Here is a 16172-nt window from a genome sequence, read left to right as displayed (position 1 = left end):
GGCTCCGACCCTGCCATGTCGAGGTCCCGGCCTTCGCCGGGATGACGTGGGATAATTGTCGGCGGTGGGGGATAAGTCGCCATCTGCCGACCGCCGCGCCGCTCGCCGTCGGGGCCGCTCACTCTCAAATTTGCGAATGCGGCCATGCATTCAATAAATCAATTTCGCAAAATGCCTGATGTCCCCGACATTGCGGCCCCGATGGCAAGCCGCGCAGCGGTCACGAGACGGAAATTCCGACCTGCCACGTATAAGAGCTGCGAGCGTTGGTGGCGACTGTCCACGCAGGGCATGGCGTGTTTTGCAATGCCTTGCGCCAACCCTCCGACGCTCGCACATCCGGACGACCATCACCGAAAGGGACATCCATGCCATATCCGACCCGCGCCGCCTGCGCCCTGGCCCTGGCGGGCGCCTTGCTGCTACCGGGCCATGCGGCCGCGCACCCGGACATGACGGCATTTGACGACAATATCTTCGCGGTCGAGCCGGTGACCGTGGACTGCACGCTGGAAAATGGCGACGCGGCGACGTGCAATCAATTCACCGTCAACTATATGCCCGAGGGGCTGGAAATCGGTCCCTTCTGCCCGGCGACGCTCGATGATGTTGGCGGGATCTGGGACTGGACCGGCGAGAACGGCAAGCTCTACCGCGTCGATGCCGCCTTTCTGCTGATGCTGGATTCGCTTGGTTACCGCTTCTACGACGATGACGGCACGGTGCATGTCGTCGACAATGCGACCCGGCGGCCGACCGTTGACCATGCCTGTATCAATGTCTCGGCCGATGAGAGCGTCACCATTACCATGCTGCTGCCGGTCGATCCGGTGATGGCCGATGCGCCAAGCCGGCTGGGCGTCGTCAACAAGATCGGCGTCGCGCTCGATGGCGTACCGATCTTCTCCGACGCCCCCAGCGTGCAGGCCACAGGCCACATGCCGGCGCTCGACACTTGTGGTGGCCATATCGATCCGGGCGGCTGGTATCACTGGCACGCGACCGCGAGCGATATCGACACCGTGTTCGAAGGCGCTGACGTCGCCGCGCATTGCGCCCTGCCGCAGGACAGTTCGGCCCAGTTCGGCTATGCCTTTGACGGATTTCCGATGTTCGGCAGCACCGAGGCTGATGGCGCCCCCGCAATCGATCTCGATGACTGCAACGGCCATGTCGGCATGACGGTGCGCGGCGAGACCTATCACTATCATGCGTCCGAAGACTTCCCGAACCTGCCGGCCTGTCTGATCGGCGTCCAGGCGCGCAATAATTTCTCGACCACGGCGACGGCCGGCATCGGTGCAACGCGCGCCGGCGAAGACGGTCGCAATGAACCGCCCCGTCCTGGCAATGGTGGCCCGATGAATGGTGGTCCCGGTGGCGGTCGTGGAGGGCCTGGCGGTCCGGGCGGACTTCCCCCCGGCTTCGATGACGCTGCCGCCTCGCTGGGCGTCAGCACGCAGGCGCTGATGCAGGCGCTGGGCGATCCGCGCGGTGGTCGCCCCGACCTGGCGGCCGCAGCCGCCCGGCTCGGCATCACTGAAAGCGAATTGCGCGAAGCCCTGCCACCGCCTCCCGGGCGGTGATGCAACGGCTGGCCGGGGCGGCAGGGTGTTGCCCCTGCCGCCGCAGGCCGGCTACATCAACAGGCTGTCCGTGCTTGCCGGCGCTACATCGAGGACGCCCAGACCGTCGAGGCCGCCGATGATCGCATCGACCGCGATGGTGGCGAGAACAATCCCCATCACGCGGCTGATGATGCTGGCGCCGGTATTGCCGATCACCCGGTGCACGGCGCTGGCGGCGAGCAGCAGCACCAGGGTGAGGGCGAGGACGATGACCAGCAGACCGGCGGTAATCGCCTGGTCAGCGATGGATTCGGTGTGATTGTCGGTCAGGATCACGATCGCCAGCATCGCGCCGGGCGAGGCGATGGATGGCATTGCCAGCGGGAAGACCGCGCCGGCCAGGTGCTCGCCCTCGGCTTCGCCGATCTCGCGGGCCGGCTTGGATTCGCCGAATATCATCGTCAGCGCGAACAGGAAGAGGATGACACCGCCGGCGGTCTGGAACGAGCCGAGCCGGAGCCCCATCGTCTCCAGCAGGATCTGCCCCGCGACCAGAAATCCCAGCAAGACCAGAGCGGCGATAATGGTCGCCCACAGCGCAAAGCGACCGTGCAGGTGGCGCGGGACGTTCTGGACTGCGAACAGGAAGACCGGAATGGATCCGACAGGGTCGATGACCACCAGCAGGGTTACAAATTCTTTGATGAGGGCGGTCCAGTCCAAAGCGTGCGATCCATCCTTTTGGTTGTGACAATTGCATTCGGGCTACTGGCGAGATGCCGACCGGACTATGCGTCCCGGGCGCGTGGGCGGGTCGTCCGGCGCCGGGCGGGTCAGCATGTATCCCGAATATAGGCGGCATAACATTGATTGCACCGATTGCGTGTGAAATTGGTCCGGCCTGGCTGCAATTTCGCCCCGTTCAACACAGATATCCGGCACCTCAACGCAAAAGCGCGCAGCCTTGTGAGCTGCGCGCTTGCATTCGAAACCGGTGGGCCGGTTCTAGCCGACTTCGGCCGGGATCTCGTCGAGCGTCTTTTCCATTTCCAGGAAGGAGGGCTGCATCTTGGTCGGCACGCCGCCGCGGCCGATCTCGACGGAGATCTGTGCGGCATTGCCGTGCAGATGGGCGACCAGCACATCCTGGATGATCTTGTAGAATTGCGCTTCCTCGTCATAGACGGACTGGAGATAGCTCGCGAAGGGACCAACAAAACCATAGGCGATAAACACGCCGAGAAAGGTTCCCACCAGCGCCCCGCCGATATATCCGCCGAGCACGGCCGGCGGGCTTTCGATCGCGCCCATGGTCTTGATCACGCCGAGCACGGCAGCAACAATGCCCAGGGCCGGAAGGCCGTCGGCCATGCCCTGCATCGCGTGCGCCGGGTCGGCCACCTCGTGGTGATGTTTCTCGAGCTGCTTGTCCATATGGTCTTCGACCTGGTGCGGATCTTCCAGGTTCATCGTCATCATCCGCAGCGTGTCGCAGATGAAGTCCGTCGCAAAATGATCCTTCAGAATGCGTGGATAGCGCTTGAAGATCGCGCTCTCCGCCGGATTCTCGATATGCGCCTCGAGCGCGATCACGCCTTTGGTCTTCATCATCTTGGTCAGCAGGAAGAGCAGCGAAAGCAGGTCGGTATAGTCCGAACCCTTCCATTTGGGCCCGGTGAAGACCTTCGACAGATCCCCCAGCGTCTTGATCACGGTCTTGGGCTTGTTGCCGATCAGGAAGGCCCCTGTGGCAGCGCCGCCGATCATCATCATCTCATAAGGCAGGGAGTGCAGGATGACGTCGAAATGCCCGCCCGAGAGCGTGAAGCCCCCGAACACCATCACGAACACAACCACGATGCCGATTATCTGAAACATAAACCCGTCCACCTGTTCCACATCCGGACATTGATGCCGCCCGATTTGAGTGCACTATGACGCGTCAAGCTTAATGTCCGGTTGAATAAGGGTTATCGGGAGGTTTACGGAACAGCCGCTTGCCAATTGGAGCGAAGCTTCTAAAGCTGGCGCTCCGATGATCCCGCTCTACGACCCCACCAATCCATCCGGCCCGAAACAGCGCAGCGCCGCCTTCCGCCTGTTGTTCCTCTGCCTGATGGCCACGGGCATCGGCAACAATATGCTGTTCGCCATCCTGCCGCCGCTGGCGCGGCAATTGGCGGTGCCGGAATACTGGGTCGGCGCGATCTACACGGTTTCGGCGACACTCTTCATGACGATGACGCCGATCTGGGGCGCCTTGTCCGACCGACGCGGCCGCAAGCCGCTGATCATTTTCGGCCTGACGGCCTTTGCCGGCTCGACACTGATGTTTGGCGGCGCGGCCTGGGCCGGCGAATCCGGCTGGGTGCCGCCGCTCGCCGCGATCTTCGCCATGGCGCTGGCACGCACCCTGTTCGGCTCGCTCGGCTCGGCCACCAATCCGGCCGCCCAGGCCTATGTCGCTGACCGCACCAGTCCGGAGGAACGCACCGAAGCGCTGGCCGGCCTGACCGCAGCCTTTGGCCTCGGTGCCGTCATCGGCCCGACGCTGGCGGCCGCCTTCGTCGATATTGTGGGTGTGCCGGTCTTCATGGTGATGATCTCGGCCTCGGTGGCGGTGAGCGCCGTGGCGGTGTGGAAACTGTTGCCGGAACAGACGCCGCCGCGCGTTCAGCAACGCCCGCTCAATCCGCTAAGACAATTCGGCTTTGCCGCCGACCGGCGCATCGCGCCCTTCATGATCTACGGCGCCCTGATCTGGATCACGCAATCGCTCAGCCTGGCAACGCTCTCCTTCTTCATCATGGATGCGCTCGGGCTGGATGAAAGTCAGGGCCTGCAGATGTCGGCGATCGCCCTGGCCGCTGGCGCGGGGGCGTTGATCGTGGCGCAGCTGATCGTGATCCCGGCGTTGAAGGCCAGCCCGCGCGTGCTGATGTCACTGGGCGGACTGATCACCGCGCTCGGCAGCGGCGTCATGCTGATCGCGCCGAATTATGCCGGTATTGTCTTCGCCTATCTGATGACCAGCTTTGCCTTCGGCCTGGCCCGCTCCGGCTTTGTCGGCGGCGCCTCGATTGCCGTCACTCCGGAAGAACAGGGCCGCGCCGCCGGCCTGACCACCGCGACGGCCGGTCTTGGCTTCATCATCGGGCCGGTGGGCGGCTTGATGATGTACCATCAACTCGGCCATCACAGCCCCTACATCGCTGCCGCCGGACTGAGCATCATCGCGCTGGCCCTGGCCTGGCTTCATCCCGGAATTGCGCGGGTGACCAGCGTCGTGACAGTGAAGCCCGAACCCTAGGACGAGCGACGCTACTCGCCGGCAGAGCCGGCCAGGCCACAACGGATCGGCGGGGACGGATATCAGCCCGCCTCCCGCGCGGCGCCGGCGGTTACCAGCCTTCGGGAGTATCGAAGGCTGGTGGCAATTCGAAAACCTGCTCGGGAAGCGGTGTGTCCTCAACCCAGATTGGATAGAGCGGTGCATCCGGCCCGATCAGCTGGCCGTCCGGCGTCGGCGGCACCGGGTCCGCCAGCGCGGGAATGCCCGCTTCACTACCGAAACCGGACGTCAGCAGATCCGGAGCAAACTCAACGGCGTCACCATCGATGGCGGCCAGCTGCCCCGGCGCAGAAAGCGGCGTTGCGCCTTCGGCGGATACGGAGAGGAAATCCCCGTCACGGATCGCCGGATACCGGCCGTCACTACCGTTCCGCAAGGCGAGATCGCGGAAGTCGTGAAAATCCGCCCAGGCCGCATCGAGCAATTCCTGCCCCGGCAGAATGGCCTGATCAGGCGCGATGCCCACTGCGGAGCCTGTGAGCAACTCCCAGCCATCAATGGCGTCCATGACATCGGCCACCTCCGGCTTGTCACCGGCATCAATCAGGTCAGGCTGGATTGACGGATCGAGCACAGCCATAACCGGCACACTACCCAGCCCGGATTCACTGGAGCCGGAGAGCCAGGCAAGGGATCCGGTCGCATCGCCCCCGGCCCCGTCCGAGACAAGCAGCGAGGCGGGAGCCTCGCCGCCATAGACCAGCGTCTCGACGCTGATCAGCTCGGTGACACCATCGGGCGATCCGGAGCGGTTATCGGTGACGACGGTATTGCCCGACCCGTTGGTCGTGATGGTGTAATCACCGGCCTGACCCGTGAATATGACCCGATCCGCACCGCTGCCGCCGTCGAGCACATCCGACCCGCCGCTGGCGTAGAAAATATCGGCACCATTGCGACCCGACAATTCGTTGTCGGCGTCATTGCCGATCAGGGTGTCATTGCCGGTTCCGCCGATGGCGTTCTCGATCACGGTCCCGCGGGCGATACCGACATTGCCGGTGCCGCCCTGCAGGCTTGAGTAATGCTCGGCCCGCAGATCGATGGTCTGGTTCGCGGCGGACCCGGAATAATCCATCGTGTCGGTTCCGCCCGTATCCACGATCGTATAGCTCGTGATCGAACTGAAGGAGGTCGCATCATAGATCGCATTACCGGCGGTCGACCCGAAACCGTAGACGGTATTGCCGCCGCGAATATTGCTGGCCAGGCCGTACATGTTCTGGATGGCGAGGACGTCCGCCATCTGCGGTGAGAGGACGAGCGCAAAGGACGCGTCGACATAGGTGTTCTCGGTCTGGCTGAAATAGGACATGATCGACACTTGCCAGGAATCGTTGAGATAGGCCGCATCAACCCCGTAGTCAGCCGCACCATTATAGGGGCCAGCATGTCCGAGACCCATCGCGTGACCGATCTCGTGGATATAGGTCTGGAAGGAATAGGTGTCGAGTTCGGTGCCGTAGTTGGAGAGCCAGTCGGTGGAGACGTTCACGGTTCCCGACTGGATCACGCCGCCGGAGACAGACGAGGTCGAGAATGCCCCCTCCTCGTCATCGTCGAACACCAGCGATCCGCCAAACGGGACTTCATCGAATTCAATACCCGTCAGGTCCGACCAGAGTTGCAGGGCGGCGCGCGCCAGGGTCTGACCATCCGCCGTCAGATCGACCAGGTTGACCGTGATCGTGCCGCCTTCGCTGGCACTCCACTGCCGGGCGGTCTGGCCATTGCCCACCCAGTAGCCCGACTGCAGGAAGTTGGCGATCTGGTCATTGGTATAGGCCTCGAGCGGCTCGGCTGTCTCCAGTCCGACCTGGTAGAGCCCGGCCACGGTGTCATCCCAGGCCGCCGCTTCGATGTAGTAGGTGCCGCTGCTGCTGACCGTATAGGTCAGAAGCGAGTTCAGGCCCGGCCCGCCATCATCATTGGAGGCAACGAGACTGCCGGACGCGTCATAGAGGCGCACCAGAGGGTCTGACAACGGATTCGAGCCGACACCATCAAGGGAAATCGCATAGCGCTGCCCGGCCGTCAGCTCGACGCGGATCCAGTCACGGTCCCCGACGACCTCCAACTCCCCGGTATAGGTTTCACCGAGCGCGATCTCGACCTGCGTCGAGGGGTCTCCAGGCACGTCCTCCACAGCCTCGACGACATTCGTCACGGTCACCGCGAGCGACTGGACAGTACTGTTCGAGCCGTCATTCGCAACGACATCCAGTTGATAGACATTGTCGAAATCGGTATCGCCCGGGGCTTCAAAATCGGGGGCGGACAGGAAGCGGATGATCCCGGTCACGCTGTCAATCCGGAACAGGTCAGCATCATCGCCGCCCAACGCGAAGCTCAGGGTATCACCCTCGGCATCGGTCGCCCGCGCCCTGCCAACGGCGATCTGGTTCTCCTCCACCGACACCGTCGTCGGCGAGGTGAATACCGGCGCAATATCATTCACATTCTCAACCGTGATCGCTATGTCCTGCGTGGTTGAATTAACGCCATTGGAGACTTCCACGGTGATATTGTAGACATTGTCGCCACCGGCATCGGCAGGCGCCTCATAATCCGGGGGTGTCACGAACAACAGCCCACCCCAGTCACCCGCCATCCGGAACAGGTCCGCATCCGCTCCAGACAGCGTGTAGGTATGAACCTCCGGATTGCTGTCCGAGACGTAGATGGAGATCGCGTCGGTCAGGTTCTCCGGAACGGTGAACTGGTCGTCAGAGGTAATGACCGGCGTGGTATCCGTGACATTGGTGACCCGGATTTCCACAGTCTGATCAGTGGCAAACCTGCCGTCGCTGGCGCTGACAGTGATGTCGTAGACATTGTCGCCGTCGGCGGATTCAGGGGTCTCGTAATCGGGAGCGGTCTTGAAGGTCACAACGCCCGTCGCGGAGTCGATATCAAAGAATGCCGCATCAGCACCGGCCAGCGAATAGCTCAGTGTCGCGGCGCCGGAATCGCCATCAGTCGCGACCACGGTATAGGCAGCAGTCTGGTTCTCGGCGGCGTCGGCGACGGCAGCCGAGGTGATCACCGGCGGATTGTCATTCACCGGCTCGAGCACGATACGCACCAGCTGATCGTCGAATTGCAGCGCCTCGATATTGGTCAGCGTATCGACGCCATCAGCGCCGGTAACCGTCGCCGTCAAACCGTTTATCTCAACGGTATAATCGGCGTAATTGCCGGAGAAAACGGCCGTGTCGGTGCCATCGCCGCCGTCAATGACATCATTGCCAAGCCCACCGGTCAGTTGGTCGTTTTCCGAGCCGCCATTCAGGGTGTCGCGGTCGTCTCCGCCATAGAGCCAGTCCGCGCCCGCACCACCTTCAAGAATATCGATTCCGGCATCACCATAGAGCTCGTCGCGGCCATCGCCTCCATACAGCCGGTCATTGCCCGCGCCGCCGCGGATCTCATCGTGGCCGTCATTCCCCGACAACTCGTCATTCTCGGTGCCGCCATCGATCGTGTCATTGCCGGTACCGCCATAAATCCAGTCGGCCGCGGCGCCACCTTCGATCGTGTCATCGCCGGCATCGCCATGGATCTCATCGCGGCCGTCTCCGCCATACAGACGGTCATGCCCCTCATCGCCATGGATCAGGTCGTGGCCTTCATTGCCATAGATCTGGTCATTCTCGGTACCGCCAGCGATATCGTCATTGCCGAGACCGCCATAAAGCCAGTCAGCGCCACCGCCGCCGGCCAGGGTGTCGTCATCAGCCTCGCCATAGATCCGGTCGCGGCCATCATTGCCGGACAGATCATCGCGGCCGTCACCGCCATAGAGCCAGTCATGCCCGTCATCACCGGAGAGTTGATCATTGCCGGCTTCGCCGAGAAGACGATCATTGCCGAGGCCGCCGGACATGACATCATTGCCGATTCCGCCCGACAGCTGGTCATTCTCGGAGCCGCCATCGATCGTATCCCGGCCTTCGCCGCCATAGATCCAGTCGGCACCGGCACCGCCCTCAATCCTGTCGTCACCGGCATCGCCATAAATTTCATCGCGACCGCCATCGCCGTACAGCCGGTCATTGCCCTCACCGCCGCGGATCAGATCGTGGCCTTCATTGCCGTAGACCAAATCATTCTCGGTGCCGGCATCGATCTCGTCATTGCCGAGGCCGCCATACAGCCAGTCAGCACCACTGCCGCCCTCGATCGTATCGTCATCGGCATCGCCATAAATCTCGTCGCGGCCATCACCACCATACAGCCGGTCATACCCGTCGCCGCCATGGATCACATCATGGCCTTCATTGCCATAGACCAGGTCGTTCTCGGTCCCGGCGTCGATGTCATCATTGCCCAGACCGCCATAGAGCCAGTCCGCGCCGGAATCGCCCTCCAGCGTGTCATTGCCGTCCCCGCCATAAATCTCGTCACGGCCACCGCCGCCAGTGAGCGTGTTGGCCGACCCATTGCCGGTGAGGATGTCGCTGGAGCCTGAACCGAGCAGGTTTTCAATTCCGGTCAGGGTATCGCCGGCGGCATCGCCGCCGCTGCCCGTGCCTGCCGCAAGGTCGACCACAACGCGTCTGGCGGAGTCGGAATAATCCGCCAGATCCGTTCCGGAACCGCCATCGAGACTGTCTGCCCCGCCGGCGCCGGTGAGCGTGTCATTGCCGCCACCGCCTGCGAGGCTGTCATCGCCCGCGCCGCCGACAAGGATATTATCGCCATCATCGCCAGTGACAACGACGCCGGCATCCGGCGTCACGGCGTCAGGGAAGACGAGCCGGCTGCGCATGTCATCGTCCCGGGTGATACGTGTCGCTTCGCCTTCGCGATCGGTGCCAATGGAATCCTGCATCAATTTTCTCCTGACCGTCAGGCGCGCCATCGCCAGAGCATCGTCGCGGACAAGAGAATATGAGCAGCCGTCCGCGTCAATGCCACAGCCGCCGATTGGTGCAGCGACGCTACTCGCCGGCCGGCACCGCCACGCTCGCGGCCATCACCGCATCATACATCGCCCGGCCGGCATAGCCATCCGCGGCATGGCCATGGGCGCGCTGGAAGGCGCGCAGGGCGTTGCGGGTGCGCGGGCCGGCGAGGCCGTCGGGCGTGCCGCTGTCATGGCCGAGTGCATTCATCGCTGCCTGCATTTCGCGGGTCTGGGTGCGCGTCAACGGTACGTCATCGACCGGCCAGGGGCCGATAAAGGGGCTGCCGCCGGCGATGCGGTCGGCGAGATGGGCGACGCCGAGGGCATAGGCGGTGGAATTGTTGTAGCGCTTGATGACGCGGAAGTTCGGGAAGGTCAGAAAGCCCGGCCCGGCAATGCCGGCGGGCAGTTCCAGGCGTGCCGTCAGCATCAGGCCGTCGGCGCTCCAGGCGTGTCCATCGGCCGGGGCGATACCGCGCATCGCCCACTCGCTGACGAGGCGGTTCCGGTCGGGATTCCAGCGCGAGACGTCAAAATCATCCGGCACCGAGACCTCGATCACGGTCGGCGCACCGGTCTGCCAGCCGGCACGGGCGAGCAGATTGGCGGCCGAGGCGAGCGCATCACCGTTATTCGTCCAGATATTGCGGCGGCCATCGCCATCGAAATCGACGGCGCGCTCGAGATAGGTGGTCGGGATGAATTGCATCTGGCCCATGGCGCCGGCCCAGGAGCCGGTGAGCTGGTCGCGCGTGGCATAGCCATTATCGATCATGTGGGCGGCGGCGATCAGCTGGCCCTCGGCCCAGTCACGGCGGCGGCCTTCCCAGGCCAGGGTGGCGAGGGCCTGGATGACGTCATTATTGCCGGGTATCTGACCATAAGAGCTTTCCAGCCCCCAGATCGCGATCAGGGTTTGCGCCCGCACGCCATATTGCGCTGCGACAGCATCAACCAAAGCGCGGTTGTCCTCATAGGCCGCGCGGCCATTGGCGATGCGCAGGTCGGAGGCGGCGATGTCGAGATAGGACCAGATCGGACGCACGAATTCCGGCTGGCTGCCATCGCGCTCGATAATGCTCATTTGCGGCGCCAGACCGTCGAGCATGGCGGCGACAGTCTCCGGCTGTGCGCCGGAGTCAGCCAGGCGAACCCGGAAGCCGGACAGCCAGGCATCGAATGTCTCGCCCTCGGGCTGGGCGTGAACGGACGGGGCAAACATCAGGGCCATCAGGCCAATAAGAAGCGCGCGGATTATCCCCTCCTGAGGAATTGCGCCGGATCGAGCCCGGCGATTTCGATTATAAGTTTGCGCGTCAGCGCGTCCACGAAATCCTCATGCTCATTTGTGGGCGAAATAAAGGCGCCCGGCCCGGCGATCACCTGCTTCTCGAAATAATCGGCGACATCAATGCTGACCGACGGCCGGAACGGGCTTTGCCGCTCCGACTGGATCGGCAGGCCATTGATGGTGATCAGCGCCGCTTCGGCACGGCTGCGCGCCTCCGACAGCGAGGCGCCGGAATTTTGCGGCCCGTCGCCGGACAGATCGATGACCTGGCGGATGCCCTCATAGGCATTGTCCTCGATCAGGGTGATGGAGCTGTTGATCGCGGCGCCGATCGCCGTGCGGCGGCCGGAAATGAAGGGCGCCGTCGCCAGGCTGGCCGCGAATATCCGTGCATCGGCTTCGGTCGCGATCACCGTCCAGGGCGCGACAACGCGCTGGAAATCGCCATCGGCCCATTCCAGATAGATCACCGCGATGCGGCCATAGCCGCCGCCCTGGATCGCCGAGATCACTTCCGGATCGGCCAGCGCCGCAACATGGCCCTCGCGCTGGCGCCGCGCCTCGACCTCGTCGATCGAGGAGGAGACATCGACGGCAAGCACAAGTTCGAGATCAACATATTCGCGGCCATCGACCGTGTATTCGATCGGGCGGACGAGCTCCTCCGGTGGCGCACTGCTGGCGCCGGACAGAAGCGGTGCCATCACCAGGCAGGCCAGGGCAATGAGCGGTTTCACGGCGCCCGTCCGAGGCCGGAAACATCAAGTTCGGGACCCGAGGGCATGGCGCCGGCGATCTCGAGCACCAGCTTGCGCAGGATGGCGACGCGGAATTCATCCTCGGTCCGCGCCGGCAGTACGAAGGCGCCCGGCCCGATGATGACATTCTCGCGAAAATAGCCCTCGAGATTGACCTCGACCGGCCGCACCCAGCGCCCTTCGCTGGACGAGATCACCGGCAGTCCGTTGACGACAATGTTCGACCGGTCGGCCAGGGCGTGGGCGCTGTCCAGCGGCAGGCCCTGGTTTTGCGGACCATCGCCGGAAATATCGATAATCAGGCGCGGCGCGGTGTAATCATTCTCGTCGATCCGGCGCACGCCATCGGCGATGGCCGAGCCGATCGCGGTGTAGTGGCCGCGTTCGAAGGGCGCCGAGGCCACACGGGCGGCAAAGTCGAGCGCGTCATCCTCGCTGGCAATCACGGTCCAGTCGGCGGCGGCGCGCTGGAAGCCGGTATCGGCCCATTCGACATAGGTGACGGCGATCCGCCCCAGCGGGCCGCCCTGGATGGAACGGATCACGTCCTCATGCGCCAGCGCCGCAACATAGCCCTCGCGCTGGCGATGCGCCTCTTCCTCATCGACGGAATAGGAGATATCGACGGCCAGCACGAGCTCGACATCGACATCGACACGGCCATCCTGTGCTGCGGCATTGGCCGCCAGCCCGGTCACACAAACGGCCGCGAGTGCGGCCGAAACGCAATTACCCAGATGTGTCATGGACGCGAAACTATGGGCGCTGCAGGGCGAGGGCAACTGACGATGTTGTAAGAGAGAAAATTGGCCGGCGCGAACGCCGGCCAATCCGTCTCGGAGGACTGCTGTGAGGTGGAAGCATCGGGCCCTTCGCGGACTGGACCAGGCAGGGACCAACCTCGTGTGTCCAATTCTCACGCCCCGTAACTAACCACGCGGCGATCTGCATGCGACGGTGCCGCGACCGGCAACAGGATTGCGCGACGAGCGCCGCGGCCCTCTGCCGAACAGTGCACAAAAAAGGGCGGACCGTTATGGCCCGCCCTCTCTCACGCATCCGCCAACCGTTTCCGGCGGCAGCGCTGTCTAGAACGCCCAGTCGAAACCAATCCGCACAGAGCGCGGGGCTTGATAGCGCGTTGGCGACTGATAATTCGGATTCGGCGTGCCGGCTCCGGTGTCACCATTCTCGTTGAAGTCGACTGCCGCACTGCTGTTGAGCAGATTGAACACATCAGCCCGCAGTACCAGATTGCCAAACTGGGCATTCGGCACTGTGTAGCGCGCGGACATGTCGAGGCGCGTCTCCCATTCAGCCTCAAACTCGGACCCCCGACGCGATGCAACGCCCTGGCAGTACCAGGATGATGCGCCATAAGCCGCTGCAGCCGAGTCTGTCGGGTGAACACCGCGGCAACCGAACTGACGCGGCGAAGTCACCGCGAAATTGGCGCCGAGCAAGACATCCTCGGTCAGCTGGTAGGATCCCCACAGCTTGAGTGCATGACGACGGTGGTTCGGCAGGAAGCCGTAGGTATTGTCCGTCAGACCGGCGTGATCATAGAGGATCGTGGTGCCGGCATCGGTTTGACCATTGTCGGACAGGACGGTGCCCTCATAATTGCCGATCGAGGTTGACCAGACGTAGGAACCGCGCAGGCCCCACACACCGTCAAACTCACGGCTGAAGGACAATTCGAGCGCTGCGTATTCCCGTTCCGCAACGGGAATGTTGAGTTGCTCGGCCGTCAGGTGAATCAGGCTGATATCACTGTCGCCCGGAAGCGCACCACGCGTCCAGACATCAATACCCTCGCCGGGATTCATGATGACGTACTGGTGATCGCCGTACCAGGTGTCCGAACATCCGGCGATGCCGTTCTCGTCGCAATAGGCCACGAGGGCAGCATCGATCGAGACGTCCTCGGAGACATTATCCAGCACCCGCCAAGTTGCCCGCAGACCCAGGGTCCACAGATCATCAACCTGGTGTTCGATCCCGATCGAGAATTCATCCTCATTGGTCGCTTCAAGACCAAGCGAGGTTTTCGAGATCGCCGGTTCCTGAATGCCTGCGCCGTAGACAATACAGGCCACATCGCCGGCCGGCGAGATCGCCCCGCCCGGACAGGCACTGGCACCCAGCGCAGTGATGCCGGAATTGGCGTCGGTGCGGGTGTCGCCGAGCACAAAGGTGCCGGCGGTCGTGTCGAGCGAGAGGAGCTCGTGATACTCGCGGACATAGTAGTCGGCTCCGCGGTAGCTCATATTCAGAGCCGGCGGGATGTAATAGCGCCCGAAGCTCCCGAAGAGCCGCGTCGTGCCATCGCCGAAAATGTCGTAATTGAAGCCGAAACGCGGGCCCCAGTTATTGTCGAGATCAACCGGTGTCTCGCCGACCAGGTTGTGAAGGACAAACCGGTCGTTGCGCAGGCCGATCTGCAGGTTGAGCCGGTCAGAGACGTCCCAGGAATCCTGAATGTAGAAGGATTCATTCTCGCCTTCCACGCTGCCGCCGAAGCGGGCGATGGTCGAACGGATGATCTCCGATCCCGCGGGCAGGCCATAGATCGCTTCCGTACTGGTCGACACCGTATAGGCGCGCCAGTCGGCCCCGCCGGTCCGGGCGGAGACGTGAGCGAGTGAAAGCTGCTCGTTATCATAACCGACGCGCAGATGGTGCTCGCCCATCACGTTGAAGAAGAAATCTCCATCGATCCGGTAGAATTCCCGTCGTGTTTCGTTGAGATCATTTGAAGCGGAGGTCTGCGGCCCGACCCGCACGGCCGTACCGGAGCGCTGGTCAACAATGTAGGGCGTGTCCGGATCGAGAGCGACCGTCGAATTGCGGTCTTCGCTGACACCATAAGCCGCCGACAGTGTGAAGAAATCGGTGATGTTGCCGGTGTATTTGGCGACATAGCTGGCACCGCCATTCTCATACACCTCACCGCCGATCGGACCCCCGACCATATCAACACCGTCGAAGGCGAGATCGGAGCGGGTTGTTTCCCGAGTCGTATCGAAATAGGTGAACTCGAGATGATGGTCGTCGGTGACATAGCCATCCAGCTTGAAGCCGAAGAATGGAGAATCGGACTCATCAAGATGAACAGCGCCGTCGGCAATGGACGCAGTGTCAGACTGGGTGTCGCGGAACTGGTAGAGCCCGTAGGCGAACAGGCGATCGGGAATCAGCGCCCCGCCTGCCTCCACAGTGACATCCCATGAATTGCCATCGGCCAGTTCATTGCGTTCGAGGTATGTGTCCGGACTGTTGGATGCCAGATCACCCGGTGCCCAGTTGCCGTGCACAGCGAACATGAACTCGTTGGTGCCCGACTTGGTGACAGCGTTCACAACGCCACCCGTTGCGCGACCGAATTCAGCCGGATAGCCGCCATTCTTGACTTCCACCGTCTGGTAGAAATCAAACGGCACTGTCGCAGCACCCAGATAGGTATCGAAGTTGGTGATGTTCAGGCCGTTGATGTAGAAGGCATTTTCTGCAGCCGAGCCACCGCCGATCGCCGGAGACGCCCCGCCGCCGCCGACCGTTTCAAATGCCCCGTCGCCCTGGACGACCGTCGGCGTCAACTGGACCAGGGACTCGATATTCCGACCAATCGGCATGGTCGCCAGCATCTCGCCGACATCCATGTTGAGACCTGATGTGGTCTGCTGGAACTGAAGCTGTTGAACAGCGGTTCCGGTAACCGTGATCACATCGGACGAGCCGGCCGGCATGGCCTGAAAACTGTAGTTCGACTGGCCGCCGACAGTAATGCGGACCGTGTCCGACATGTCGGAATATCCCGGCGCCGTGATCATGACCGTGTAATCGCCCTGCGGCAGCAATGTCGCGCGGAACACGCCATTGGCACCGGTGGTCAGTTCGCGCGTGAACCCCTGGGATTGCGACACCATCGTCACACTTGCTCCGGCTACCGGCTCGCCACTCGGCGTGGTGACCGTCCCGGAAATAGCGCCCGTCGTATAATCCTGTGCGCTGGCAACAGGCGCCAGCATCGGCACCGCGACAACCCCCGTCGCCAATGCCATTGCGTAGGCGGTCGAGCTTAGCAAAACCTTCTTGATGCGGATCATTGAATTCCCCTTGCGTAATGCCCGCACGAAACAATTGCGGGCGATGAAGAGGAGCCTTCGTAGAGACAGCAATATTCGCGTCAGCGGGGCCTGCGACGGAATCGATGAATGACGGGACAGATGGTCGGCTTTTTCGACAAATCGCGCGCCTGGCGCACGAACACCCATCCATTCGCGCCGGATTG

The 16172-nt window shown here is 62.8% G+C and carries 9 protein-coding genes; 2 read left to right on the top strand and 7 right to left on the bottom strand.

Annotation, left to right across the window (positions count from 1 at the left end):
- Positions 1-368 precede the first annotated feature (368 nt).
- Positions 369-1586, top strand: coding sequence for a YHYH protein (locus ACN0YL_RS14090; RefSeq protein ID WP_417492655.1), 1218 nt, complete (start codon positions 369-371; stop codon positions 1584-1586).
- Between the two features lie 51 nt (positions 1587-1637).
- On the opposite strand, the gene ACN0YL_RS14085 is transcribed toward ACN0YL_RS14090, so the two are convergent.
- Positions 1638-2291, bottom strand: a complete 654-nt coding sequence (locus ACN0YL_RS14085) for a MarC family protein (protein ID WP_417492656.1) — start codon at positions 2289-2291, stop codon at positions 1638-1640.
- A 282-nt stretch (positions 2292-2573) separates the two neighbouring features.
- The gene (gene motA / locus ACN0YL_RS14080) at positions 2574-3446 is read right to left on the bottom strand and encodes a flagellar motor stator protein MotA (RefSeq protein ID WP_417467414.1); all 873 of its coding nucleotides are present in this window, start codon (positions 3444-3446) and stop codon (positions 2574-2576) included.
- 157 nt (positions 3447-3603) lie between these two features.
- Between motA and ACN0YL_RS14075 the strand changes: the two genes are divergently transcribed.
- Positions 3604-4878 carry an MFS transporter gene (locus ACN0YL_RS14075; protein ID WP_417498406.1) on the top strand — a complete coding sequence of 425 codons (1275 nt, stop codon included), beginning with the start codon at positions 3604-3606 and terminating at the stop codon, positions 4876-4878.
- A 91-nt stretch (positions 4879-4969) separates the two neighbouring features.
- On the opposite strand, the gene ACN0YL_RS14070 is transcribed toward ACN0YL_RS14075, so the two are convergent.
- From ACN0YL_RS14070 to ACN0YL_RS14050, 5 genes are all read right to left on the bottom strand, one after another.
- A complete protein-coding gene (locus ACN0YL_RS14070; RefSeq protein WP_417498405.1) occupies positions 4970-9754 on the bottom strand; it encodes a M10 family metallopeptidase C-terminal domain-containing protein in 4785 nt (1594 codons plus the stop codon).
- A 109-nt stretch (positions 9755-9863) separates the two neighbouring features.
- Complete coding sequence (locus tag ACN0YL_RS14065; protein ID WP_417498404.1) at positions 9864-11051, bottom strand: lytic murein transglycosylase; 1188 nt, start codon at positions 11049-11051, stop codon at positions 9864-9866.
- 32 nt (positions 11052-11083) lie between these two features.
- The gene (locus ACN0YL_RS14060; RefSeq protein ID WP_417498403.1) at positions 11084-11857 is read right to left on the bottom strand and encodes a DUF1194 domain-containing protein; all 774 of its coding nucleotides are present in this window, start codon (positions 11855-11857) and stop codon (positions 11084-11086) included.
- Positions 11854-12624, bottom strand: coding sequence for a DUF1194 domain-containing protein (locus tag ACN0YL_RS14055; protein ID WP_417498402.1), 771 nt, complete (start codon positions 12622-12624; stop codon positions 11854-11856). Before ACN0YL_RS14055 ends, ACN0YL_RS14060 begins: the two co-directional genes overlap by 4 nt.
- Positions 12625-12966: 342 nt before the next feature.
- Complete coding sequence (locus ACN0YL_RS14050) at positions 12967-15987, bottom strand: TonB-dependent receptor (protein ID WP_417498401.1); 3021 nt, start codon at positions 15985-15987, stop codon at positions 12967-12969.
- Positions 15988-16172: the final 185 nt, after the last annotated feature.

Origin of the sequence: Maricaulis sp. (assembly GCF_048269565.1) — a bacterium.
Taxonomy (GTDB): Bacteria; Pseudomonadota; Alphaproteobacteria; order Caulobacterales; family Maricaulaceae; genus Maricaulis.
This window is presented reverse-complemented; position numbering and strand designations above follow the sequence as displayed.